The sequence below is a fragment of the Caulobacter sp. GW821-FHT09B11 genome (assembly GCF_059418205.1).
Map to the genome: position 1 here is coordinate 13,389 of NZ_JBWKPK010000019.1, position 24,188 is coordinate 37,576.

The window sequence follows — 24,188 nt, forward strand, 5'->3', positions numbered from 1 at the left end:
CCTAGGACGCTTGCCAAGCGGCGCGAGCGGGGGAATCAATCGTTCCATGCAGGCCTCGCCCGAGCAGCAACACCTGGTCCTGGTCGTCGATGACGACGAGCTGGTGACGGAATTCGTCCGGTTCCGGCTGGAGACCGAGGGCTTCGCCGTCGAGGTGGCGCACAACGCCGAGGACGCCCTGGCCGCGGCCGTGCGCCGCCCGCCGCACCTGTTCCTGCTCGACGTCGGCCTGCCGGAGATCAACGGCCTGACCCTGCTGCGCCGCCTGCGGGTGGAAAAGCGGCTCAAGGCCGTGCCGGCGATCATGATCACCGCCTCGGCCGCCGGGGCGAACGTCAAGGCCGCCATGGAGGCCGGCGCCGTGGGCTACGTGCTCAAGCCGTTTTCCAGCGACGACCTGTTGCAAAGGGTGCGCGCGGCGACCAAGAACCAGTCTCGCGTCTGGCTATGACGCGCGTACGGAGACCCGCATGACCGACCGTCCCCTGGCCCTGGTGATCGACGACGATCCGCTGATGCTGGAGTTCGTGTCGAGCGCGCTGACCGAAGGCGGCTTCGACGTGCGGACGGCCGAGGACGCCCAGAGCCTGCTGACCGACGTGCACGACCGCAAGCCGGCCATCGTCTTCCTCGACGTGCGGATGCCGGGCGAGACCGGGATCGAGGTGCTGCGCCGCCTGCGGGTCAGCGACTGGGGCCGCGAGGTCCCGGTGGTGATCATGACCGGCGAACGGCGCCTGGACCGCGTGGTCGAGGCCATGAGCGCCGGCGCCACCACCTACATGATGAAGCCGTTCACGCCCGCCCAGATCGTCATGCGGGCCAAGGAACTGATCCAGCCGCGCGAGAGCGGCAGCTTCCACTACTGAGCGGGGATGAAAACCTCGCCCTTCGACAAGCTCAGGGTGAGGTTTTTCAAACGCCGGGGCCTGCCCTGATCCTCATCCTGAGCCTGTCGAAGGACGAGGATCACGCAGTGAGCCCCTCAGATATCTTCCGCCAGCAGATCGCCGACCAGGTCGCCGATCCAGGGGTTGCGCGAGCGCTTCTGGCGTTCGGCGTGGTAGATGTGGGCGAGATCCGCATAGGCCTTGTCGAAGTCGTCGTTGAGCACGACGTAGTCGAACTGCTGCCAGGCGGCGACCTCGTCCTTGGCGCGCGCCAGACGGCGGGCGATGACTTCCTCGCTGTCCTGGCTGCGGGCGTGCAGGCGGCGGCTCATCTCGGCCAGCGACGGCGGCAGGATGTAGACCAGCACGCTGTCGGGGCCGGCCTGGGCGTGCACCTTCATGGCGCCCTGGAAGTCGATGTCGAACAGCACGCTTTCGCCCTCGTCGAGCGCGGCCATGATCGGGGCCTTGGGGCTGCCGTAGTAGTTGCCGTAGACCTCGGCCCACTCGAAGAAGGCGTCCTGGGCGATCATCTCCTGGAACTTGTCCTTGGAGACGAAGTGATAGTCGCGGCCGTCGTGCTCGCCGGGGCGCGGCTCGCGGGTGGTGGCGCTGATCGACAGGTGCAGGTCGCCGTGGTCGGCCACGAGGCGGCGGGTCAGCGAGGTCTTGCCGACGCCCGAGGGGGCCACGACCATCAGCAGGAGGCCGCGGTGCTTGCGCCCGCTCTTGTCGGCCGGGTTATTCGACATTCTGAACCTGTTCGCGAAACTGTTCGATCGTGGCCTTGAGTTCCAGGCCATGGGCGGTCAGCGCGGTCAGCGCCGACTTGCTGCAGAGGGTGTTGGCCTCGCGCATGAATTCCTGGGACAGGAAATCGAGGCGCCGGCCCGAGGCGCCGTCGCTCGCCAGCAGGGTGCGGGCGGCGGCGACGTGGCCAGCCAGGCGGTCGAGCTCTTCGCGGACGTCGGCCTTGACCGCCAGGGCGGCGGCTTCCTGGACGATGCGGTCCTGGGGCGCGCTCTCGCCCAGCAGTTCGGTCATGCGGCGCTCGAAGCGCTGCTTGAGGATCGAGGGCTGGCCCTCGGCCTCGGCGGCGGCCAGGCCCGTCAGGGTCTCGATGCGGTCGACGAGGCCGGCCAGCACGGGAGCCAGCGAAGCGCCCTCCTCCTGGCGCGCGGCCTTCAGGCCGTCGAGGGCCTGGGCCAGGCTGGCGGCCATGGCGGCCTCCAGCGCGGCGCGGGCCTCGGCGTCCTCGTCGTCCTCGCGGACCTCGATGACGCCGCGCAGGGCCAGCATGCCGTCGAGCGTGGGCTTGGCGACCATGCCGGTGGCGACGTAGGGGCCGCCGGCCTTCAGGTAGCGCTCCAGGACCTCGACATTGACCTGCGGGGCGGCCGAGGCCTCGGCCTTGCGGGCCTGGACGTTGACGGTCAGCTGGCCGCGCTGGAAGCGGGTCTGGGCGCCGTCGCGGGCGGCGCGGTCTAGGCCTTCGAAGCCCGGCGGGCCCCGGAAGCGGGTCTCGAGGTTGCGGCCGTTGACGCTGCGGGCCTCGACGGCCCAGCTCCAGTCGCCCAGAGCGCCCTCGACGCGCGCGAACCCGGTCATGCCCGACAGCGCCATGCGATCAGCCTCCCGCCAGCGGCGTCGTTGCAGCCTTGGCCTGACGCTCGATCTTGCGCCACTGGGCCACGTTACGCTCGTGCTCTTCGTAGGTCTTGGCGAAGACGTGGCCGCCGGTGCCGTCGGCGACGAAGTAGAGCTCGTCGGTCTTGGGCGGGTTCAGCACGGCCGCCAGGGCCGCGCGGCCCGGATTGGCGATCGGCGTCGGCGGCAGGCCGGGGATCTTGTAGGTGTTGTAGGGCGTGAAGGTGTCCAGCTCCGACCGGCGCAGGCCCCGGCCCAGGGGCCGGCCGCGGGTGATGCCGTAGATCACGGTCGGGTCGGTATCGAGCCGCATGCCCAGGCGCAGGCGGTTGATGAACAGGGCCGCGACGCGCGGACGCTCGCTGGCCAGGCCCGTCTCCTTCTCGACGATCGAGGCCAGGGTCACGGCCTCGTCCTTGGTCTGGAAAGGCAGGCCCGCCTCGCGCTCGGCCCAGAGGGCGTTCAGCACCTTGTCGCGGTCGTCCATCATGCGCTGAAGGACGGCGGCCCGCTCCTCGCCGCGCTCGACCTGGTAGGTCTCGGGCAGGACGGCGCCTTCCGGCGGGGTCGGCACGTCGCCGACCAGCACGTCGGAGCGCTGCAGGATCTCGACGACCATGTCCGAGGTCATGCCCTCGGGGATGGTCACCTGGTGGCGCACCACCTTGCCGTCGCGGACCATGGCCAAGACGGTCGACAGCGAGGCGCCGGAAGGGAATTCGTACTCGCCGGCCTTCAGCTTGCGGGCCGCGCGGGTGATCTGGGCGGCGGTCAGGAACAGCGAGGACGAGCGGATCGCCCCGCCGGCTTCCAGAGCGCCGGCGATCTCGGAGACGCTGGCGCCGCGGCGCAGGACCACCGAGGTGTATTCGCCGTTCTTGGCCTTGGGGCCGGGTCCGCCATAGACGAACACCGCCCCGCCGATCACGACCAGCGCCGCGACCGCGGCGACCGCCAGGCCGCCGCCGGCCATGGCGGCCAGGCGGCGTCCCAGGGACGCGGTCTCCCGCTTGCGGGCGCGCGACGCCCGCTTGGGCGCCGGAGCCTTCTTCTGCGGACGCGGCGGCTTGCTCACGAGACTTGGCTCACGAGATTTTACGGAACACGACGGAGGCGTTGGTGCCGCCGAAGCCGAAGCTGTTGGACACGGCCACGTCGATCTTCTTGGGCACGGCCTTGTTGGGCGCGAGGTTCATCGGCACGTCGACGTCGGGATTGTCGAGGTTGATGGTCGGCGGGCAGATCTGGTCGCGGATGGCCAGGATCGAGAAGATCGACTCGATGGCGCCGGCCGCGCCGAGCAGGTGGCCGGTCATCGACTTGGTCGACGACATCACCACATTCTTGGCGTGATCGCCGAGGAAGCGGGCGACGGCGCCGGCTTCCAGGCCGTCGGCCATGGTCGAGGTGCCGTGGGCGTTGATGTAGTCGATGTCCGAGGGCTGGAGGCCCGCGTCCTTGACCGCCGCCGCCAGGGCCCGACCGCCGCCTTCGCCGTCATCCGACGGGGCGGTGATGTGGTAGGCGTCGCCCGACAGGCCGTAGCCGACCACTTCGGCGTAGATCTTGGCGCCGCGCGCCTTGGCGTGCTCGTACTCTTCGAGAACCACGACGCCCGCGCCCTCGCCCATGACGAAGCCGTCACGGTCCTTGTCGTAAGGGCGCGAGGCCTTTTCCGGGGTGTCGTTGAAGGCGGTGGCGACGGCGCGGCAGGCGATGAAGCCGGCGATGCCGAGCTTGCAGACGGCCGCTTCGGCGCCGCCGGCGATCATCACGTCGGCGTCGCCGTACTTGATCAGGCGCGCGGCGTCGCCGATGGCGTGGGCGCCGGTGGCGCAGGCCGTGACCACCGCGTGGTTCGGACCCTTGAAGCCGTACTTGATCGAGACCTGGCCCGAGATCAGGTTGATCAGGGCAGAGGAGATGAAGAACGGGCTGACGCGGCGCGGACCCTTGGCTTCCAGCTCCAGCGCCGTGTCGGCGATCGTCGACAGGCCGCCGATGCCCGAGCCCAGGATGACGCCCGTGCGCCACTTCTGCTCGTCGGTTTCCGGCACCCAGCCCGAATCCTTCACGGCTTCGTCCGCCGCGGCGATGCCGTAGAGGATGAAGTCGTCGACGCGCTTCTGGTCGCGCGGGCTCATGGTCTTGTCCGGGTCGAACGAACCCTCGACGTCCGGACCGCCGCCGCCGCGACCATCGACCCGCGGCACTTCGCAGGCGACCTGACAGGCATAGTCGGTCGGGTCGAAAGCTGTGATGCGACCCGCGCCGGACTTTCCAGCCACGATGTTCTTCCAGGACACCTCGACGCCCTGGCCCAGAGGAGTCAGCAGGCCCAGCCCGGTGACGACGACTCTACGCATGGATTGCTCCCAACCTTCCGACGCGCCGTTCTCGGACGATAAGGCGAACCCCTACCGGCCGGTTGCGGCGCGAATCTTGGCCACATACGAAAACCGCCGCGCGCACGATGGCAAGAGCCCGTGCTGCGCGGCGGCTGATAGTCCTGTTCGCCCGCGAGGGTACGAACCCGACGCCCTTAGGCGCCGGTCTTTTCCGTGATGAACTTCACGGCGTCGCCAACCGTCTGGATGTGCTCGGCGGCGTCGTCCGGAATTTCGATGTCGAATTCTTCTTCGAACGCCATCACCAGCTCGACGTTGTCGAGGCTGTCGGCGCCCAGGTCGTCGATGAAGCTGGCCTTCTCGGTGACCTTCTCGGGATCGGCATCCAGGTGTTCGATGACGATCTTACGCACGCGCTCGAGAATGTCGGACATTCTGTTAGTCCCTCGTTTTGAAATCTGTTTGTCCCACGGCCGGTTTGAAAACTATTCACCGTCCGCGAGATGTCGGGTCACCGCCTATCACGTTCCTTTTCGGGTGACCAGCGGGTCAGCCGCGAAGAAGCGGGGCCATTTAAAGCCCAAGGCGGCGTTCGCCTAGATCATGGCCATGCCGCCGTTGACGTGCAAGGTCTGACCGGTGACGTAACCGCCCTGATCGCTCGCCAGGTAAACGCAGGCGGCCGCGATATCGCTCCCTTCGCCCAGTTTTCCGGCCGGAATGGTCGACAGGATGCCGGCCTTCTGGGCGTCGTTCAGGGCGTCGGTCATCGGGCTGGCGATGAAGCCGGGGGCGACGCAGTTGACGGTCACGCCGCGGCTGGCCAGCTCCTGGGCCAAGGCCTTGGAAAACCCGATCATTCCGGCCTTGGAGGCCGCGTAGTTGGTCTGGCCGGGGTTGCCGGTGACGCCCACGACCGAGGTGATGCCGATGATGCGGCCGGCGCGGCGCTTCATCATGCCCTTGGCGGCGGCGCGAGCCAGGCGGAAATAGCCTTCCAGGTTCACCTTGATGACGGTTTCCCAGTCCTCGTCCTTCATCCGCACGATCAGGCCGTCGCGGGTGACGCCGGCGTTGGCGATGACGATGTCGAGCGGAGCGCCGGCGGCTTCCTCGGCCTTGGCGACCAGGCCATCCACCTGTTCGGCGTCCGACAGATTCGCCACGACGAAGGAGGCGCGCTCGCCCAGCTCGTTCTTCAGCTCGGTCAGGGCCGATTCGCGGGTGCCCGAGAGCACGACGTGGGCGCCCTGGCCGTGCAGGGCCCGGGCGATGGCGCCGCCGATGCCGCCGGTCGCGCCGGTGACGAGGGCGGTCTTGCCGGTGAGGTCGAACATTTTTCGTTCTCCGTTTCGGAGGGATTGAGCGTGAAAACCTCGTCCTTCGACAAGCTCAGGATGAGGTTTTCAAACGGATCGCCGCGCCAGTCGTCCTCATCCTGAGCGAGGACCTGGCAGGGCGGAAGTTCAAAGCGATTGGGCGAAGGCTTCCAGGTCCGCCGGCGTGTTCAGCGGCGTGGCCTCGGCGTCCGGGGCGATGCGCTTGGCCATGCCCGACAGCACCTTGCCGGCGCCGGCCTCGGCGAAGCGGGTGACGCCGCCTTCGCCGGCCAGCCAGGTCATGCTCTCGCGCCAGCGGACGCGGCCGGTGACCTGCTCGACCAGCAGCTTGCGGATGACGTCCGGGTCATGGACCGGCGAGGCGGTGACGTTTGCCAGCAGCGGGGCCTTCGGCGCCAGGATGGTGGTGGCGGCGAGCGCCGCGGCCATCTCGTCGGCGGCCGGCTGCATCAGCGGGCAGTGGAACGGCGCCGAGACGTTCAGCGGAATGGCGCGCGCGCCCAGTTCCTTGGCCTTCTCGATGGCCTTGTCGACCGCGGCCTTGGCGCCGGAGATCACGACATTGCCGTTGTTGTTGTCGTTGGCCACGACGCAGACGCCGACTTCCGAACCGGCGGCGGCGGCGGCTTCGGCCAGGGCGAGATCGGTCTTGGGACCGATCAGCGAGGCCATGGCGCCCTCGCCCACCGGCACGGCGCGCTGCATGGCCTGGCCGCGCAGCTTCAGCAGGCGAGCGGTGTCGCTCAGGCTGATGGCGCCGGCGGCGGCCAGAGCCGAGTATTCACCGAGGCTGTGGCCGGCCACGAAAGCGGCGCGCTCGATGCCAATCCCGAACTCCTTCTCAAGAGTACGGGTCACGGCCAGGCTGACGGCCATCAGGGCCGGCTGAGCGTTCTCGGTGAGGGTAAGGTCGCCCTCGGGACCTTCGCGCATCAGTTGGAACAGCTTCTGGCCCAGGGCGTCGTCGACTTCCTGGAACACCTCGCGGGCGGCGGCGAAGGCCTCCGCCAGCTCGACGCCCATGCCGACCGATTGGCTGCCCTGCCCCGGGAAGATGAAGGCGATGCTCATGGCGGCCCGCTCCTCTGTAATTCAATGTCTTGGGGGCGGAGGGTTAGGGGAAACACAAGGCCTGGGCAAGCCGGACCGGTGTTTTGCCTGTGCTTGCTTTCCGCAAGGGCGCGTCCACATTGCTCGCCGTTCCGTATCTGAACGCGCCACGCTTCCCCCGCCCTATCGGAGTCGCCAAGATGAAACGCCTCGCCCTCGCCGCTTCCCTGGCTGCTTTCAGCCTGCTTGCCGCCGCCCCCGCCCTGGCGGCGCTGAAGCCCGGCGACAAGGCCCCCGACTTCACCGCCCCGGCGGCGCTCGCCGGCAAGGACTTCGAGTTCAAGCTCAGCAAGGCCCTGAAGAAGGGTCCCGTGGTGCTCTATTTCTTCCCGGCCGCCTACACCTCGGGCTGCACCGCAGAGGCCCACGAGTTCGCCGAGGCTACGCCCGAGTTCGAAAAGCTGGGCGCGACCGTCATCGGCGTCACCGGCGGCAATGTCGACCGGATCAAGGACTTCTCGAAGGAGCACTGCCGCGACAAGTTCGCGGTGGCGGCCGCCAACCCGGCCCTGATCAAGAGCTACGACGTCAAGCTGCCGCTGAAGGACAACATGTCCAACCGCACCTCCTATGTCATCGCCCCCGATGGCAAGGTGCTGCTGGCCTACAGCGACTTCAACTTCCAGGGCCACGTGACCAAGACCATGGAAGCGGTGAAGGCGTATAAGAAGAAGAAGTAGGGGCGAAGCGGGTCTCTTCCCCACCCCGCCCTTTAGTCGTCATCCCGGAAGCCGCGCAGCGGCTATCCGGGACCCAGGGGCCGGCGCACTGCGGTGGCCCCTGGGTCCCGGCTCTCCGCGCTACGCGCTCCGGCCGGGATGACGGCGGTTTGGACTAGAACTTCATCTTCACCCCGGCGCTCCACATCGCCGGCTCGTCGGCCAGGCGGTAGACGATCAGGCCGGGGATGAAGACCGCGCCCGAGACGTAGTCCTTGGCGTCGAGGACGTTGCGGCCCTGCACGAACACCCGCCAGGCGGCCGAGGGCGATTCCCAGGCGACGCCGGCGTTGACGCGGTCGACCGCGTCGATGCGGCCGGCCTGGGCGTTCGTCGCCTCGGCGTAGCGCGGCCCGCGGTGGCTGTAGTCGGCAGAGACGATGATCGCTCCGCCCTTCAGCGCCTCCGGCTCGATGCGCCAGGTTCCGCCGACCTGGGCCTGGACCTTGGAGACCAGCGGCAGGGTCTTGGCCCCGGCCTGGGCGGCGGCGGTGGAGGGGTCGAGCTTCTCGTACTGCGCGTCGGTCAGGGCCAGCGAGGCGAAGAGGTCCAGCCCCTTCACCGGCGTGGCGGCCGCCTCGACCTCCAGGCCGGCGATGCGGGCCTCGGCGGCGTTCTGGGTCAGGATCGAGCCGTTGCTGATGACGTTCTGCTGCAGGTCCTTCAGCTGCTGGACATAGGCGGCGAGGTTGAGACGGGCGCGATGCTCGAAGGCTTCGATCTTGGCGCCGGCCTCGTAGGACCAGGCGGATTCGGGATCGTAGGCCTTGGTGAAGATCGACGGCTCGGCGATCGACAGGGCGACGAACCCGCCGGCGCGGTAGCCGCGCGCGATCGTGCCGTAGACCATGACGTCGTCGCTGACGTCGTACTGAAGATTGAACTTCGGGGTCCAGACCTTCCACTCGCCCTCGTTGGAGCGGCTGGTCAGGCTGGCGGGATAGGCGGCCAGGCCGTTCTGGATCGCGCCGGCGATGGTCTTTTCGTCCTTGGTCCAGCGCAGGCCGGCCGAGCCCTTCAGGCGGTCGGTGAAGCGCCATTCCAGCTGGCCGTAGGCGGCGGTGCTTTCCGAGGTCGCGTGGATCGTCGTGGGCAGCAGCGGCACGGCGAAGGCGCCGTAGATGCCCGCGCCGATGGTGTCGGACAGCGCCTGGCTCCCGGTCTCCTTGAACCAGAACATGCCGCCGATCCATTGCAGGCGGCCGTCGAAGGCCTCGCCCAGGGCCTGGACCTCCTGGCTGGTCTGCTCCTGCTGGGTCTGGCTGCCGCGCAGGAAGCCGGCGACGAGGCCGGCGCCGGCCACCAGGCCGCCCGAAAAGTCGAGCGTCCAGCGGTCGTCGAGGCGCTGGTAGGCGGTGATCGACTTCAACTGCACCGCGCCGAGGTCGTAGCCCAGGTGCAGGGCCAGGCTCTTCTGCTCGGTCTTGGTGTCGGTGTTCAGCGGCGAGCGGGTCGAGCCGAACTCGCCGCCGGCCAGGGGCTTCAGCGTGACAGGGTCGAGCGGCGAGAAGTGCTGGCCGTCGGTGTCGGTGCGGGCGTAGGCGGCCGAGACCGTGGCGCTGAACGGACCGGTGTCGACGAGGCCCAGCGCCAGGCGGACGCCGGCGTCGCGACGCTCGCCGACGCGCTTGTTAAGAGCGGTGTTCTGCTGCCAGCCGTCGCGTTCGGAGAACAGCGCCGAAACCGTGGCGCCGACATGGTCGGTGATCGCCCCGCCGACGCTGGCCTTGTAGCGCTGCAGGCCGTAGTCGCCCCACGAGGCCTCGATCGACCCGCCGGCGGCGTCACCGGGCTGGCGGGTGACGTATTTCAGCGCGCCGGTCATCGAGTTGCGGCCGTAGAGCGTGCCCTGCGGCCCGCGCAGCACCTCGACGCGCGTGACATCGGCCAGGTCGAGGTTCGCGACCGACAGGCGGGCCTGGTAGACGTCGTCGACATAGATGCCGACCGGCGGCTCGGAGGTGATCATCCCGCCGGTCTGGTCCAGCGCCCCGCGTAGGGCCACCTGGATCGTCGAGGGCGAGGCGCTGATCTGCGAGATGTAGAGGCTGGGCACGGCCGCCCCCAGGGTCTCGACCTTGGTGATCTGCAGCTGGTCCAGCGCCTTGGCCCCGAAGGCGCTGACGGCGACGGGCGCGTCCTGCAGCTTCTGCTCGCGCCGCTGGGCGGTGACGACCAGATCCTCGACCGCGGTCGGGGCTTCCTTGTTCTGGGCCATGGCCGGCGTGACGCCCGCCAGGATCGCGCCGACGGCCGCCGCGCCGCGTAGAACCGATTTTCGCATTTCCGCTCCCCCTCTGGTGGAGCGTTCAGGAGGGAAAGCCCGGAGCCTGCACGCAAACCCGCCCTGCGCGGCGCCCGATGGTCGGACAGCGGCGCGGGTCGGCGCGGGTCGATTGTCAGGAAAGCGGCGCGACTGCGCCGGAGGCTACCAGTTGGCCTTGACCAGCTTGACCATGAAGCGACCGTCCTGGACGCGTTCGTCCTCGGCGCGGACGCTGACCGAGAACTCGGCCGGGATGTCAAACGGACGGATCAGGCTGAAGTCGACGCCCTCGTCGCCCATGGTGCCGCCGCCGAAGCCGATGGCGACGACCTGGCGGCCGTCCAGCGTCAGGGCCGAGCGCAGGTTGGCGCGGGCCAGCGGGATGGCGGCGGGCATGATCATCGAGCGCGTGGCGTTCATGTCGACCGACAGGCTGACATAGTTCGACTTGGGCAGGTCGCCGAAGCCGAACAGGCGCGACATCGACGAGCGGAAGCCCGCCTCGCGCTTGTTGAGCGACGCGCCCAGGGCCACGGCGTGGGGGCTGGGCCCCTGTTCGGCCTTGGCCGTCAGGTTCAGGTTCACGTCGTAGGTGGGCTGCTCGATGTTGCCCGCGACCTTGGCCGTGAAGTCGACGCGCTCGGCGTCGGTCGACAGGTCCATAGGCAGGGCGGCCGAATAGCCCGTGAAGCGGCCGTCGTTGGACGACACCGACAGGTCGGGCTTCTTGATCAGGGTCTGGGCGAAGCTCGGGGCGGCCGACATCGCGAGCGCAAAAGCGCCGCCGACGATCAGGCTTTTCAGGATGCTGCCCCGCATGTCTCTTCCCTAGCCACCGAAGGTCTTAACGGCAAGCTGACTTCCTCAACGAAAGCCTGTTTCGACGCGGAAATCGACGCGAAGGTTTCGGAGGGCCGCAGCCCCTCCCCGCTCCGCACGCATTTCGGGCGCCTTACTATAGGGCCCAGCGCCGGCTGGGCCGGCCACCCTCGTCTTGCTTCCCGGCCGGGTTTCCTGTAATAGCGCGCGCTCTCACGGATGGCGGTCTTGCGCGAACCCTTCATTGGGCCGGGATTTTCCCGCTCGTCGCACAGGATCCATCGTGGACGCCGGACTTCCGCCGACGCCCGCGCCGCTTTCCATAACGGAAGAAGGAAAACATGTCGTTCTACGAACACGTGGTCATCGCGCGGCAGGACATCTCGCCGCAACAGGCCGAAGCTCTCAACGAGCAAATCAAGACCCTGATCGAAGAAGGTGGTGGTCACATCGCCAAGATCGAATACTGGGGTCTGCGTAACCTCACCTACCGCATCAAGAAGAACCGCAAGGGCCACTATTCCCTGCTCGCCATCGACGCCCCGGCGCCGGCGGTGAAGGAAATGGAACGTCAGCTGTCGATCAACGAAGACGTGCTGCGCTTCATGACCATCCGCGTGGAAGAGCTGGACCTGGAACTGTCGCCGGTTCTGGCCCGTCGCGACCGCGAGCGCAGCGATCGTCCCGAGCGTTCGGACCGCCCTGAGCGTTCCGACCGTCCGCGCGAAGACTTCGCCCCGCAAGCGTAAGGGAGAGATAGATCATGACCGATACGACTGCTCCCGAAGCCGCGGCTCCGGCCGCCGCCGCCGGCGGCGCCCGCCGCCCGTTCTTCCGTCGCCGCAAGGTTTGCCCGTTCTCGGGCGCCAACGCGCCGAAGATCGACTACAAGGACGTGAAGCTGCTGCAGCGTTACGTTTCCGAACGCGGCAAGATCGTGCCGTCGCGCATCACCGCGGTGTCGGCCAAGAAGCAACGCGAACTGGCCAAGGCCATCAAGCGCGCCCGCTTCCTGGCTCTTCTCCCCTACGTCGTGAAGTAAGGGAGACGCCACGATGAAAGTGATCCTACTCGAACGAGTCGAAGGCAAGGGCGTCCTGGGCGACGTGGTGACGGTGAAGGACGGCTACGCCCGTAACTTCCTGCTGCCGCGCCAGAAGGCTCTCCGCGCCAACTCGAACAACCTGAAGGCTTTCGAAGCGCAACGCGCCGAGATCGAAGCCCGCAACGTCCGCAACCGCGAAGCCGCCGGCAAGTCCGGTGAGTCGCTGGACGGCACGCAGTACGTCCTGATCCGTCAAGCTGGCGAAAGCGGCCAGCTGTACGGTTCGGTCGCGGGCCGCGACGTCGCCGACGCCATCAAGGCCGAAGGCGGCAAGGTCGACCGCTCGATGATCGTGCTGGACAAGCCGATCAAGACGCTGGGCGTCCACGAAGTGAAGGTGAAGCTGCACGCCGATGTGACCGTCACGGTCACCCTCAACATCGCGCGCAGCCAAGACGAAGCCGATCGCCAAGCGCGCGGCGAAAACGTCATCGCCTCGCAATTCGAAGAAGATCGCGCTGCCGACGCCGAAGCCGCCCAGGACATGCTGGAAGGTGGCGCCGGTTCGCACGAAGGCGACCACTACGAAGCCTGATCCGTCAGGACCTTCGCAGACTGATGAAAACGGCGCGGAGCAATCCGCGCCGTTTTTTTCTGCGCCGATAGCTAGAATTGCTCAGATTGTAAGCTGCGCCCCGGTCAACCAAGTTCGTGTCCGTCTAGCCACCTGTCGGATACAAGAGCCGCATCCATGCGACCCCGCCCGACAGAGTTCGAGAGGGGTTATCTCATGCGTTCTAAACTGCTTCTGCTCGCCGCCGCGTCGGCGTCCGCCCTGGCCTTTTCGGCCCACGCCCAAACCACCAGCGCCCAGGCCGCCGACGACCAGACCACGGTCGAGGAACTGGTCGTCACCGGCACCCGCACCGCCGGCCGCTCGCGCCTCGACACGGTCTCGCCGGTCGACGTGGTCGACAGCAAGGCCCTGACCCGCCAGGGCTCGACCGAACTGGCCCAGGCGCTGTCGACCCTTGCGCCGTCGCTGAACTTCCCGCGCCCCTCGGCCGTGGACGGCACCGACTCGGTGCGCCCGGCCACGCTGCGCGGCCTGGCGCCCGACCAGACCCTGGTGCTGCTGAACGGCAAACGCGGCCACGCCGCCGCCCTGGTCAACATCAACGGCGCGGTCGGCCGCGGCTCGGCCGCCTTCGACCTCAACACCATCCCGACCGCCGCCCTCGACCGCGTCGAGATCCTGCGCGAAGGCGCGGCCGCCCAGTACGGCTCGGACGCCATCGCCGGCGTCGTCAACCTGCGCCTGCGCGAAGCCCGCAGCGGCGGCGGCGCCACGGCCAGCTACGGCCTCTACAACACCGAGGTGAAGACCGCCCGCGACACCGACGGTCGCAAGGCCACCGACGGCGTCACCTACACCGCCTCGGTCTGGCAGGGCTTCACCCTGCCCAACGACGGCTTTCTGACCGTCACCGGCGACTGGTCCAAGCGCAACCCGACCAACCGTTCGGACCTTTCCTCGGCGATCACGCCGGGCAAGGTCACCGGTCGCTACGGCGACGCCGAGGTCGAGAGCAAGTCGATCTTCGCCAACGCCGGCGCGCCGCTGAACGAGGCCTGGAGCCTCTACGGCTGGGCCGGCTACCAGAAGCGCGAGGGCGAAAGCGCCGCCTTCCCGCGCTTGGCCAGCAACGCCAACAACATCGCCGCGATCTATCCGCAGGGCTTCCTGCCGAAGATCACCACCGACATCGACGACTACAACTTCGCCTTCGGCACCAAGGGCGAGCCGGGCGCCTACACTATCGACGCCAGCGTCACCTACGGCGAGAACGACATCGACTACGGCGTCAAGGACAGCCTGAACGCCTCGTACGGCCCCACCTCGCCGACCTCGTTCTACGCCGGCTCGATGAAGTACCGGCAGACGGTGGCCTCGCTGGACATCACCCGTCCGCTGGAGATCGCCGCCTTCGCCCAGCCCTCGACCCTGGCCTTCGGCGCCGAGTACCGCAAGGAAGGCTATGAGATCGTGGCCGGCGAGACCGCCTCGTGGGCCAATGGCGGCTACAACGGCCTGGCCGCCGGCGCGCAGGGCTTCCCGGGCTTCCGTCCGAGCAACGAAGTCGATGTCACCCGCGACAACTACAGCCTCTATGTCGACCTCGACAGCCAGATCACCGACAAGCTGGACGTCGACGTCGCCGCCCGCTTCGAGGACTATTCCGACTTCGGCTCGACCACGACCGGCAAGATCGCCGCGCGCTACGACTTCACCGACAGCTTCGCCCTGCGCGGCGCGGTGTCGACCGGCTTCCGCGCTCCGGCCCTGCAGCAGCAGTACTTCACCGCCACCTCGACCAACATCATCAGCGGCGTGGCGACCGAGGTCGGCACCTTCCCGGCCACCAGCGCCGTCTCGAAGGTGCTGGGCGCCAAGGCCCTGGAGCCGGAAGAGAGCACCAACTACTCGCTGGGCCTGGTCTATCGCCGCGGCCCGCTGGAAGTGACGGTCGACGCCTACCAGATCGACATCGACAACCGCATCGTGCTCTCGGAGAACATCCAGGGCAGCGCGACCGGTACGGCGACCCAGCAGGCGATCTACACCCTGCTGCAGCCCTACGGCGTGACCACCGCGCGGTTCTTCATCAACGGCGTCGACACCACCACCAAGGGCGTCGACGTGGTGGTGCGCTACCGCCTGGACGCCGAGGAAGCCGGTCGCTTCGACCTGACCCTGGCGGGCAACTACAACGAAACCGAGGTCACGCGCCTGCCGACGACCAACACCCTGTCGTCGCTGCCGGTCCCGCCGACCCTGTTCGGCCGGGTCAACGTCCTGACCTTCGAGCGGGGCACGCCTCGCACCAAGTTCGTCGCCAGCGGCGACTGGAGCAACGGCCCCTGGGGCGCGACCCTGAAGCTGACCGGCTACGGCACGGTGCTGCAGCCGAACGCCACCGCCTCGCTCGACTACTGGACCGGCCGCAAGGCGGTGATCGACCTGGAAGCCCGCCGCACCTTCGGCGAGAAGCTGACCTGGGCCGTCGGCGCCAACAACCTGTTCGACGAGTATCCCAACCGCACCCCGGCGGCCGTCAACAGCACCAGCGGCGTGGTCGGCTTCCCCAACTACTCGCCGTTCGGCTTCAACGGCCGGTTCCTCTACACCCGTGTCAGCTACAACTGGTGAAACCTGACCTAGCGCCTAACCTAGCGTAAGCATGGGCGGGGACGCGGCGGAGACGCTGCGTCCCCGTTTGTCGCAGGAAAGATATACACAGAACATCCCCGTTCATCTGGCCGTTCACCGTGCTGCGCCCGCGCGCTCGGACGGCGTTCGCGTTAACTTATGGCGATGTCTCTCGTACCTGCTCTCGATCTGCGCCCGCCGGCGCAAGACGCTCCTCATATCGCCGTCGCGCCGCACAACCTGGAAGCCGAGCAGGCGCTGCTGGGCGTGCTGCTGTACGACAACTCGGCCTATGAGCGGCTGACCGACAGCCTGCAGGGCCGCCACTTCTACGAGCCCTTCCACCAGCGGCTGTTCAGCTCGATCGAGACCCATATCCGCAAGGGCCAGCTGGCCGAGCCGATCCTGCTGGCCGACGAGTTCAAGCACGACACCGCGTTCCAGGAGCTGGGCGGCATCCGCTACCTGGCCGACCTGGTCGATCGCGCCCCGCCGGCCGCGAACGTCGGCGACTACGCCCGGGCGGTGTTTGACCTGGCCTTGCGCCGCGACCTGATCCGCATCGGCGGCGAGATCGCCTCGGCCGCCCACGGCCATGGCGACGAGAAGCGCCCGGCCCGCGACCAGATCGAGTCGGCCGAACAGCAGCTCTACAGCCTCGCCGAAAGCGGCACCGCCAGCTCGGGCTTCGTCAGCTTCGGCGACGCCCTGCGCGGCGCCGTCGAGATGACCGCCGAGGCCTACAGCCGCGACGGCGGCATGTCGGGCCTGGCTTCGGACCTGATCGACCTCGACCAGAAGATCGGCGGCCTGCACCCGTCGGACTTGATCGTGCTGGCCGGCCGCCCGTCGATGGGCAAGACCGCGCTGGCGACCAACATCGCCTTCAACGTCGCCAAGAAGTACGCCTGGGAGCCCCAGCCGGACGGCAGCCGCAAGACCGTCAGCGGCGGCGTGGTGGCCTTCTACTCGCTGGAAATGAGCGCCGAGCAGCTGGCCCTGCGTATGCTGGCCGACGCCTCCGGCGTGTCGGGCGACAAGCTGCGTAAGGGCGAGATCGACGCCTCGGAGTTCGGCCGGGTGCGCGACGCGGCCATGGAGCTGCAGGAAGCGCCGCTCTATATCGACGCCACCGGCGGTATCTCCATCGCCAAGCTGACCGCCCGGGCCCGTCGCCTGAAGCGCCAGGTGGGCCTGGACCTCATCGTCGTCGACTACCTTCAGCTGGTGACCGGCTCGGACCTGGGCTCCAACGCCAGCCGCGTGCAGGAAGTCTCGCAGATCACCATGGGCCTCAAGGCCCTGGCCAAGGAACTGGCCTGCCCGGTCATCGCCCTGTCGCAGCTGTCGCGTCAGGTCGAAAGCCGCGACGACAAACGCCCCCAGCTCTCCGACCTTCGTGAATCCGGCTCGATCGAGCAGGACGCCGACATGGTGTGGTTCGTGTTCCGCGAAAGCTACTACGTCGGCCGGGCCGAGCCGCGCGAGGGCACGCCCGAGCACCTGACCTGGCAGGAAGAGATGGACAAGCTGCAGGGCCTGGCCGAGGTGATCATCGCCAAGCAGCGTCACGGTCCCATCGGCACGGTGCGCCTGTCGTTCAACAGCGACACCACCCGCTTCGGCAACCTGGCGCGCGACCACTATTTCCACCAGATGCGCAGCGGCAGCGACGAATAGCGTTTCCTTCCGGACGCGCGCCGGGCCAGGCTCGGCGCGCGATTCAGGAGACGTCGCCCGATGGACTTCAGCCCCCTGCCCGTCACGACCTTCGTCGGGGCGTTCCTGCTGGCCTTCCCGGCCCTGTTCTCGATCGTCAATCCGGTCGGGGCGGCGCTGATCTTCCACCAGATGCTGGCCGATCATCCGGCCGAGACGCGCCGGCGGCTGGCGCCGACCATCGCGCTCTACGCCTTCTGCATCCTGCTGGGCTCGCTGCTGCTGGGCGGCTACGTGCTGAACTTCTTCGGGGTCAGCCTGGGGGCTCTGCGGGTGGCCGGCGGCCTGGTGGTGGCGATCCGCGCCTGGGCGCTGCTGATGACGCCCGAGGAGCACGAGGAGCGCAAGGCCGACCAGGCCGCCTCGCCCGCCAAGACCCGCGCCGAGGACATGGCCTTCTTCCCGCTGACCATGCCGTTCACGACGGGACCGGGCGCGATCTCGGTGGCCATCGCGCTCTCCTCACAGCGGCCGGCCGAGGGCCACTCGGTCGCGCCGTTCTTCCTGGGCGCCAGCCTGGCGGTGGCGGTGATCGCCCTGATGGTCTGGGCGTTCTACCGCGCGTCGGACCGGGTGCTGGCCCTGCTGGGCGTCAATGGCGCGCGGGTGATGTCGCGGCTGATGGCGTTCCTGCTGATGTGCATCGGCGTGCAGATCGTCGCCAGCGGCGTCGAGGCCCTGGTGACGCAGTTCCTCTCCACCCGGTGATCCGGGCGCGCTGAGACGCATCTCCACAGCATCTGCACTGGCCTTGGGGACGCGGGTCGGCTACCTCCGCAGCCGTGACCGAAGCTCGCCTGACCCTCAACCTGGACGCCCTGGCGGCCAACTACGCGACCCTCAAGGCGCAGGCCGGCGGGACCGAGCTCGCGCCGGCGGTGAAGGCCGACGGCTACGGCCTGGGCGCGGGCCTGGTCGCCCGCCGCCTGTGGGACGAAGGGGCGCGGGCCTTCTATGTCGCGCGCCTTTCGGAAGGCGTGGCGCTGCGCAAGGCGCTGGGCGAACGCGAGGCGAGGATCCAAGTGCTGGACGGCGCGACGCCGGGCTCGGGACCGACCCTGGTGCAGGCCGGACTGATCCCGGTGCTCAACAGCCTTCCGCAGGTCGAGGCCTGGAACAGCCAGGCCGGCAAGGGAACGCTGGAAGCGGCGATCCACATCGACACCGGCATGAACCGGCTTGGCCTGCGCCACGAGGAGGCCGCGGTGCTGACGGCCTCGATGGACCGGCTGAAGCATCTGAACGTGTCGCTGGTGATCAGCCACCTGGCCTGCGGCGGCGAGCCGGAGCATCCGCTCAACGCCCGCCAGCTGACCCGCTTCACCGACGCGGCCGCCCTGTTCCCCAACGCTCGCCGGAGTCTCGCCAATTCGGCGGGGATCTTCCTGGGCGAGGCCTATCGCTTCGACCAGTGCCGGCCGGGCATCGCCCTCTATGGCGGCGGGCCGCGCGACGTGGCCGACGAGCGGATCAAGGCCGTGGCCACGCTTGAAGCGCCGATCCTGCAGGTGCGGGTCGTGCCGCGCGGCGAGTCGATCGGCTATGGCGCGGCCTTCACGGCGAGCGAGACCACCCGCGTGGCGATCCTGGCCTGCGGCTATGCCGATGGCGTGCTGCGCTCGACCAGCCCGACCGGCCAGGTTTGGTTCGACGGTGCGCGCCGGCGGATTCTCGGCCGCGTGTCGATGGACCTGATCGCGGTGGAGATCACCGACTGCGACGCCGCCCGCCCCGGCGCGATGGTGGAGCTGTTCGGCCCCAACCTGCCGGTGGACGACGCCGCCGCCGCGGCGGGCACCACGGCCTACGAACTGCTCGTCCGCCTGGCCGGCCGCGCCCGCCGCGTGGTGCTGGGCGAGGCCTGACGGGCCTGCCTCCGAAAGGTTAGGACCCTTCGCTCCCATACACACGCCTCCCTCGCCCCTGTGGCGAGGGCCCATGCCGGCGAGCGCTCAGACCTAGGCAGATCTTGAAGGGCCTGAGCGGCGGAGCGATGGATCCTGGGCACAAGGCCCAGGAAGGCGACAAGAGGGGTTCCGGCGGCTTTCAGAGATCCGACTTCAGGATACTGCAATCGCCGGATACCGATCCGTCCTACTTGGCCAGGCCTTCGAGCCGGCCCGCATCGACCGACGCCACGGCCTTCTTGAGATCATCGACGCTGTCGGCGTCGCCATTGGCCTCGATCGTGAAGCGGTTGCCGATCACGACGCTGTAGCTGCCCGACCTGGCCTCGCGGTCCCACTTCTCGGACACCAGGCGGCCGCCGGCGGTGCTGGTCTTCTCGTAGCCGGTGGCGGTCTCGGTCGAGCTCTGGGCGTTCATGGCCGAGGCCATGGCCGTCAGGCCCGCCAGCGCGCCGAGATCGGTGACGGCCAGACTGAAGCGGCGGCCGTCCTTCTCGTAGTCGCCCCGGGCCGAGGCCATGCCCGCGCCCTCGGCGCCGGCCGAGTGGGCCTCGAGCGTGGTGCGCGCGAAGCCGCCGGAAGAGGCCGGCAGGAAGCCCTTGAGCACGTCGGTCGAGGTCAGCGGCTTGCCCTTGCCGGCTTCGGCCGAGGCGGCGGCGGCTTCCATCTGCTTGGAGGCGGCCTCCATCTTGCCCAGGTCGACCGTGTTGCCGCCGATCGTCACCGAGCCGGCGTCGCTGGAGACCTTGGAACTCGCCGCATAGCTGCCGAGCGCGACCGCGCCCGCGATCGTGCTGGCGACCAGGGCCACGGCGAAGAACAACGCGATGGCGCAGATCACCGTCACGGCCGTGTAGCCAAGCGACTTTTCCTTGGACGACTTCATCAGCCGCGGCAGGCCGGTATAGAGCAGGTAGAGGCCATAGAGGCCCAGCAGGCCGCCGATGACGCCCAGCGGCGGAAAGATGCTGAGGATCCCGGCCGTCCAGGCGGCGGTGTTGGAATAGGCGGCGACCTTGAAGGCCTGGATCCGGCTCTTCTGGCCGTCGAAGGACGGCGCCAGGGCGTCGATGATCAGCGCCAGCAGGAACACCGACAGCAGCGACAGGCCATAGGCGACCAGCGTCCCGACGATCGCCGGGATCAGACTGGGCTTGACGACGGCCAGGCCGGGGATCCCGTTGCCGAAGACCAGGCTGCCCACCAGGCCCGCGATCGCCGGAATGGCCGCCAGGATGCAGACGTATCCGACGTACAGCCCCTTGATGGTGGCGGGTTCCGGGTCGATCCGCTCCCACTCGGCGGATGGAGAGAGCAACAGCCGCTTCACGCGACCTACGAGATCGGACGAAACAACTCCGGGTTCGACCACGGACATTTAGGCGCCTCCAGAAAGATCCTGAGTCTGCGCCCCCCGGTGTCTATCTATACGCAACGCGCGCAAAACGGGAACAAGGTTCGGCGACAGGCAGGGCATTGGATGGGGCGATAACGCTGCGTCCGGCTTTGGCGCAGCGACGCTCCAGCCTGTAGTCTCCACCCATTCGAGAATCAGGAAGACCCCATGGCCCGCGACGGCGCCGTCTACGCCTGCCAGTCCTGCGGGGCGGTCCAGACCAAGTGGGCCGGGCAATGCCCCGCCTGCCAGAGCTGGAACACCCTCGTCGAGGAGGTCGGCGTCCGCGCGCCCGGCAGCCTGTCGGCCACCAAGGCCAGCCGCACGCGCGGCCTGCAGTTCACGGGCCTGGAGAGCGACACCCCCGCCCCGCCCCGCATCCTGACCGGCGTCGACGAGTTCGACCGGGTCTGCGGCGGCGGGGTGGTCCCCGGCTCGGCGATCCTGATCGGCGGCGACCCGGGCGTGGGCAAGTCGACCCTGCTGCTGCAGGTCTGCGCCAACGCCTCGAGCCGGGGCGTGTCCTGCGCCTACATCTCGGGCGAAGAGGCCGTGGAGCAGATCCGCGGCCGCGCCGACCGCATGGGCCTTGCCGGCGCGCCGGTGAAGCTGGCGGCCGAGAGCAGCCTGCGCGACATCCTCGACGGCCTGAAGCGCGACAAGTTCGACCTGGTGGTCATCGACTCGATCCAGACGATGTGGAGCGACGCCCACGAGGCCGGTCCCGGCACGGTGACCCAGGTGCGCGCCTGCGCCACCGAACTGGTGCGCCTGGCCAAGAAGCAGGGCGTGGCGATCCTGCTGGTCGGCCACGTGACCAAGGACGGCCAGATCGCCGGCCCGCGCGTGGTCGAGCACCTGGTGGACGCGGTGCTGAGCTTCGAGGGCGAGCGCGGCTATCCGTTCCGCATTCTGCGCGGGGCCAAGAACCGTTTCGGGGCCACCGACGAGATCGGCGTCTTCGAGATGGGAGACATCGGCCTGCGCGAAGTGAAGAACCCTTCGGCCCTGTTCCTCAACGAAGGCGGCGAGCGCGCGGCGGGCGCCGCGGTGTTCGCCGGCATCGAGGGTTCACGCCCGGTGCTGGTCGAATTCCAGGCCCTGGTGGCCCCGTCCGCCTACGGAACGCCTCGACGCGCCGTGGTCGGATGGGATTCCGGGCGCCTGGCCATGGTGCTCGCCGTGCTTGAATCGCGCTGCGGCCTTGGTTTTGGCGACAAGGACGTCTATCTGAACGTCGCCGGCGGGCTGAGGATCACCGAACCCGCCGCCGACCTCGCGGCGGCGGCCGCCCTGGCCTCCTCGGCCATGGATGTCGCCCTGCCGCAGGACTGCGTGGTGTTCGGCGAGGTCAGCCTCTCCGGCGAGATCCGGCCCGTGAGCCGAATGGAGTCGCGTTTGAAGGAAGCCGCCAAGCTGGGGTTCGGCCGTGCGCTGGGACCGCTGTCGGGTTTGCCCGAAGGCGGCGGCGCCCTGCCGGTGGCCGGCGCGGCGCGGCTGGCCGACGCGGTCCGTAGAATCGAGAACGACATCTGGAGTTCGCACGCGTGACGCCGTTCGATATCATCGCCGGACTGATCCTGCTGGTTTCCGGCGCCGTGGGCTTCTTTCGCGGCGCCTCGCGCGAGCTGACCTCGGCGCTATCGTTCATCGTCGCCGCTGTCATCGCCCTGCTGGGCCTGCGCCTGACCGGCCCCCTCTTCCGCGAGCTGATGGACCCGGACTGGGCCGCCACGGCCGCCGCGATCCTGGTCACTTTCGTCGTCGCCTTCGTGACCTTGCGCTTCATCGGCGGCCAGCTGACCAAGACCCTGCACGCCGACGGCGCCCTGGGTCTGCTGGATCGCCTGGTGGGCCTGGGCTTTGGCCTGCTGCGGGCGCTGGTGGTGCTGGGCGTCTTCAACCTCGTCTTCCACATGGCCACGCCGCGCGACCGCGTGCCGGCCTGGGTGTCGGACTCGATCTTCTATCCGCTGTCCAACGCCAGCGCCCAGGTGCTGAAGGTGTTCGCCCCCAAGGGCGCCGGACTTGCCGGCAAGCTGGCCCCTGCCATCGAGGACGCGGTCCGCGACGGCGCCAGCGACAAACCGTCCGACGCCGAACGTGGCGAAGAAGGCTATGATAAGGACCAGCGTCGGAAGCTCGACGATCTGGTGGAGAAATCGCGATGACGTCTTTCGGCCAGTCGACCGACCGCTTCTCGTCCATGCCCTGGCGTGATCCCGAGGATGACACCCTGCGCCTGGAGTGCGGCGTGTTCGGCGTGTTCGGCGCGCGGGACGCCTCGGCCATCGCGGCGCTGGGCCTGCACGCCCTGCAGCACCGGGGGCAAGAGGCCTGCGGCATCGCCGCCTTCGACGGCCAGCGCTTCCACACCGAGCGCCACATGGGCCACGTCGGCGACGCCTTCACCGGCGCCGACCTCGTCCAGCGCCTGCCGGGCCACATGGCCATCGGCCACACCCGCTATTCCACCGCCGGCGGCAGCTTCATCCGCAACGTCCAGCCGATGTTCGCCGACCTGGAGACGGGCGGCCTGGCGCTGGCCCACAACGGCAACCTGACCAACTTCCTGACCCTGCGCGAGCGCCTGGTGCAGGAAGGCGCGATCTTCCAGTCGACCTCGGACAGCGAGGTGATCCTCCACCTGATCGCCCGTTCGCGTAAGGCCCGCATCGTCGACCGCTTCATCGACGCCATCGGCCAGATCGAAGGCGGCTACGCCCTGGTGGCCATCACCAACAAGAAGATGATCGGCGTGCGCGACCCGCTGGGCATCCGCCCGCTGGTGCTGGGCGACCTGGACGGCAAGCCCGTCCTGGCCTCGGAAACCTGCGCCCTCGACATGATCGGCGCCCGCTTCGTGCGCGACGTCGAGCACGGCGAGATGGTGGTGATCAGCGACACGGGCGTCAAATCCCTGCGCCCCTTCGCCGGCCCGGCCGCCCGCCCCTGCGTGTTCGAATATGTCTACTTCGCCCGTCCCGACAGCGTCGTGAACGGCCGCTCGGTCTATGAAGTGCGCAAGCGCATGGGCCGTCGCCTGGCCATCGAGACCGGCGTCGAGGCCGACGTCGTGGTGCCGGTGCCCGACAGCGGCGTGCCGGCGGCGATCGGCTACGCCGCCGAGAGCGGCCTGCCCTTCGACCTGGGCATCATCCGCAACCACTATGTGGGCCGCACCTTCATCCAGCCGACGCAAGGCGTTCGCGAACTGGGCGTGCGCATGAAGCACAGCCCCAACCGCGCCGTGCTCGAAGGCAAGCGTGTCATCCTGATCGACGACTCGATCGTACGCGGCACCACCTCGCTGAAAATCGTCCGCATGGTTCGCGAGGCCGGCGCCAAGGAAGTTCACCTGCGCTCGGCCAGCCCGCCGATCAAGTGGCCCGACTTCTACGGCATCGACATGCCCGAGCGCGAACAGCTGCTGGCGGCCACCAAGTCGCTGGAAGAGATGGCCAAGTTCCTGGAAGTGGACTCGCTCGGCTTCCTGTCGGTCGAAGGCCTGTACGAGGCCCTGGACTGCGCCCCGCGCGATCCGGCCGCCCCGCAGTTCACCGACCACTACTTCACCGGCGACTACCCCACGCGCCTGACCGATCGCGAGATCGCCGAGGGCCGCAACGACCAGGCCGAAAAGCAGCTGTCGCTGCTGGTCAGCGCCTGAGGCCAGCCTTTCGGGTCCTTCGACTTGTTCGAGGGACCCAAGCTGCGCTAACCCGCTATACGGCCTGTCTGGTTCGGCCGCTCGGATCGTCCGGAGAGACC

The 24,188-nt window shown here is 68.6% G+C and carries 23 protein-coding genes and 1 pseudogene; 13 read left to right on the plus strand and 11 right to left on the minus strand.

Annotated elements, in window-relative coordinates:
* Positions 1-46 precede the first annotated feature (46 nt).
* Both AC07N1_RS15100 and AC07N1_RS15105 read left to right on the plus strand, forming a co-directional pair.
* Positions 47-451 carry a response regulator transcription factor gene (locus tag AC07N1_RS15100; protein ID WP_494672557.1) on the plus strand — a complete coding sequence of 135 codons (405 nt, stop codon included), beginning with the start codon at positions 47-49 and terminating at the stop codon, positions 449-451.
* 19 nt (positions 452-470) lie between these two features.
* A complete protein-coding gene (locus tag AC07N1_RS15105; RefSeq protein ID WP_494672558.1) occupies positions 471-869 on the plus strand; it encodes a response regulator in 399 nt (132 codons plus the stop codon).
* 116 nt (positions 870-985) lie between these two features.
* Here AC07N1_RS15105 and gmk read toward each other — a convergent pair whose 3' ends face one another.
* The 7 genes from gmk to fabD all read right to left on the minus strand — a co-directional run bounded on the left by gmk (position 986) and on the right by fabD (position 7,296).
* Positions 986-1,642 (minus strand): guanylate kinase, encoded by a 657-nt coding sequence (gene gmk, locus AC07N1_RS15110; protein WP_494672559.1) that lies wholly within the window; start codon positions 1,640-1,642, stop codon positions 986-988.
* Complete coding sequence (locus AC07N1_RS15115) at positions 1,632-2,513, minus strand: YicC/YloC family endoribonuclease (protein WP_494672560.1); 882 nt, start codon at positions 2,511-2,513, stop codon at positions 1,632-1,634. Before AC07N1_RS15115 ends, gmk begins: the two co-directional genes overlap by 11 nt.
* 4 nt (positions 2,514-2,517) lie before the next feature.
* Positions 2,518-3,612 (minus strand): endolytic transglycosylase MltG, encoded by a 1,095-nt coding sequence (gene mltG, locus AC07N1_RS15120; RefSeq protein ID WP_494672561.1) that lies wholly within the window; start codon positions 3,610-3,612, stop codon positions 2,518-2,520.
* 10 nt (positions 3,613-3,622) lie between these two features.
* A complete protein-coding gene (gene fabF, locus AC07N1_RS15125) occupies positions 3,623-4,903 on the minus strand; it encodes a beta-ketoacyl-ACP synthase II (RefSeq protein ID WP_494672562.1) in 1,281 nt (426 codons plus the stop codon).
* Positions 4,904-5,079: 176 nt separating this feature from the next.
* Complete coding sequence (locus AC07N1_RS15130; RefSeq protein ID WP_007672577.1) at positions 5,080-5,319, minus strand: acyl carrier protein; 240 nt, start codon at positions 5,317-5,319, stop codon at positions 5,080-5,082.
* A gap of 162 nt (positions 5,320-5,481) precedes the next feature.
* Positions 5,482-6,222, minus strand: coding sequence for a 3-oxoacyl-[acyl-carrier-protein] reductase (gene fabG / locus AC07N1_RS15135; protein ID WP_494672563.1), 741 nt, complete (start codon positions 6,220-6,222; stop codon positions 5,482-5,484).
* 129 nt (positions 6,223-6,351) lie between these two features.
* Complete coding sequence (gene fabD / locus AC07N1_RS15140; protein WP_494672564.1) at positions 6,352-7,296, minus strand: ACP S-malonyltransferase; 945 nt, start codon at positions 7,294-7,296, stop codon at positions 6,352-6,354.
* Between the two features lie 179 nt (positions 7,297-7,475).
* Between fabD and AC07N1_RS15145 the strand changes: the two genes are divergently transcribed.
* Entirely contained in the window at positions 7,476-8,015 is a 540-nt protein-coding gene (locus tag AC07N1_RS15145; protein ID WP_494672565.1) for a peroxiredoxin, read from the plus strand.
* Between the two features lie 65 nt (positions 8,016-8,080).
* Here the strand turns inward: AC07N1_RS15145 and AC07N1_RS15150 are convergent.
* The 3 genes and pseudogenes from AC07N1_RS15150 to AC07N1_RS15160 all read right to left on the minus strand — a co-directional run.
* Positions 8,081-8,146 (minus strand): annotated as a pseudogene (locus AC07N1_RS15150) (hypothetical protein); the annotation flags it as partial.
* A 23-nt stretch (positions 8,147-8,169) separates the two neighbouring features.
* Complete coding sequence (locus tag AC07N1_RS15155; RefSeq protein ID WP_494672566.1) at positions 8,170-10,338, minus strand: TonB-dependent receptor; 2,169 nt, start codon at positions 10,336-10,338, stop codon at positions 8,170-8,172.
* A gap of 144 nt (positions 10,339-10,482) precedes the next feature.
* Positions 10,483-11,139: a hypothetical protein gene (locus tag AC07N1_RS15160; protein WP_494672567.1), complete on the minus strand. Its 657-nt coding sequence runs from the start codon at positions 11,137-11,139 to the stop codon at positions 10,483-10,485.
* A gap of 341 nt (positions 11,140-11,480) precedes the next feature.
* On the opposite strand from AC07N1_RS15160, the gene rpsF reads away from it, so the two are divergent.
* The 7 genes from rpsF (at position 11,481) to alr (ending at position 18,979) form a co-directional block, all read left to right on the plus strand.
* Positions 11,481-11,888, plus strand: coding sequence for a 30S ribosomal protein S6 (gene rpsF / locus AC07N1_RS15165; RefSeq protein WP_494672568.1), 408 nt, complete (start codon positions 11,481-11,483; stop codon positions 11,886-11,888).
* A gap of 14 nt (positions 11,889-11,902) precedes the next feature.
* The gene (gene rpsR, locus AC07N1_RS15170) at positions 11,903-12,181 is read left to right on the plus strand and encodes a 30S ribosomal protein S18 (protein WP_058346420.1); all 279 of its coding nucleotides are present in this window, start codon (positions 11,903-11,905) and stop codon (positions 12,179-12,181) included.
* Positions 12,182-12,194: 13 nt separating this feature from the next.
* A complete protein-coding gene (gene rplI, locus AC07N1_RS15175; protein WP_487288722.1) occupies positions 12,195-12,779 on the plus strand; it encodes a 50S ribosomal protein L9 in 585 nt (194 codons plus the stop codon).
* 195 nt (positions 12,780-12,974) lie between these two features.
* Entirely contained in the window at positions 12,975-15,395 is a 2,421-nt protein-coding gene (locus AC07N1_RS15180) for a TonB-dependent receptor plug domain-containing protein (protein WP_494672569.1), read from the plus strand.
* Between the two features lie 159 nt (positions 15,396-15,554).
* Positions 15,555-17,075: a replicative DNA helicase gene (locus tag AC07N1_RS15185; protein ID WP_494672570.1), complete on the plus strand. Its 1,521-nt coding sequence runs from the start codon at positions 15,555-15,557 to the stop codon at positions 17,073-17,075.
* 60 nt (positions 17,076-17,135) lie between these two features.
* Positions 17,136-17,822 (plus strand): MarC family protein, encoded by a 687-nt coding sequence (locus AC07N1_RS15190; protein ID WP_494672571.1) that lies wholly within the window; start codon positions 17,136-17,138, stop codon positions 17,820-17,822.
* A 74-nt stretch (positions 17,823-17,896) separates the two neighbouring features.
* Positions 17,897-18,979, plus strand: coding sequence for an alanine racemase (gene alr, locus AC07N1_RS15195; RefSeq protein ID WP_494672572.1), 1,083 nt, complete (start codon positions 17,897-17,899; stop codon positions 18,977-18,979).
* A 229-nt stretch (positions 18,980-19,208) separates the two neighbouring features.
* Here alr and AC07N1_RS15200 read toward each other — a convergent pair whose 3' ends face one another.
* Positions 19,209-20,339, minus strand: a complete 1,131-nt coding sequence (locus AC07N1_RS15200; protein ID WP_494672573.1) for a Yip1 family protein — start codon at positions 20,337-20,339, stop codon at positions 19,209-19,211.
* A 246-nt stretch (positions 20,340-20,585) separates the two neighbouring features.
* Between AC07N1_RS15200 and radA the strand changes: the two genes are divergently transcribed.
* The 3 genes from radA to purF are packed head-to-tail and all read left to right on the plus strand — an operon-like array spanning position 20,586 to position 24,087.
* The gene (gene radA / locus AC07N1_RS15205) at positions 20,586-21,968 is read left to right on the plus strand and encodes a DNA repair protein RadA (RefSeq protein ID WP_494672574.1); all 1,383 of its coding nucleotides are present in this window, start codon (positions 20,586-20,588) and stop codon (positions 21,966-21,968) included.
* A complete protein-coding gene (locus AC07N1_RS15210) occupies positions 21,965-22,588 on the plus strand; it encodes a CvpA family protein (RefSeq protein ID WP_494672575.1) in 624 nt (207 codons plus the stop codon). The genes radA and AC07N1_RS15210 overlap by 4 nt, the downstream gene beginning before the upstream one ends.
* Positions 22,585-24,087, plus strand: a complete 1,503-nt coding sequence (purF, locus tag AC07N1_RS15215; protein WP_494672576.1) for an amidophosphoribosyltransferase — start codon at positions 22,585-22,587, stop codon at positions 24,085-24,087. Before AC07N1_RS15210 ends, purF begins: the two co-directional genes overlap by 4 nt.
* Positions 24,088-24,188: the final 101 nt, after the last annotated feature.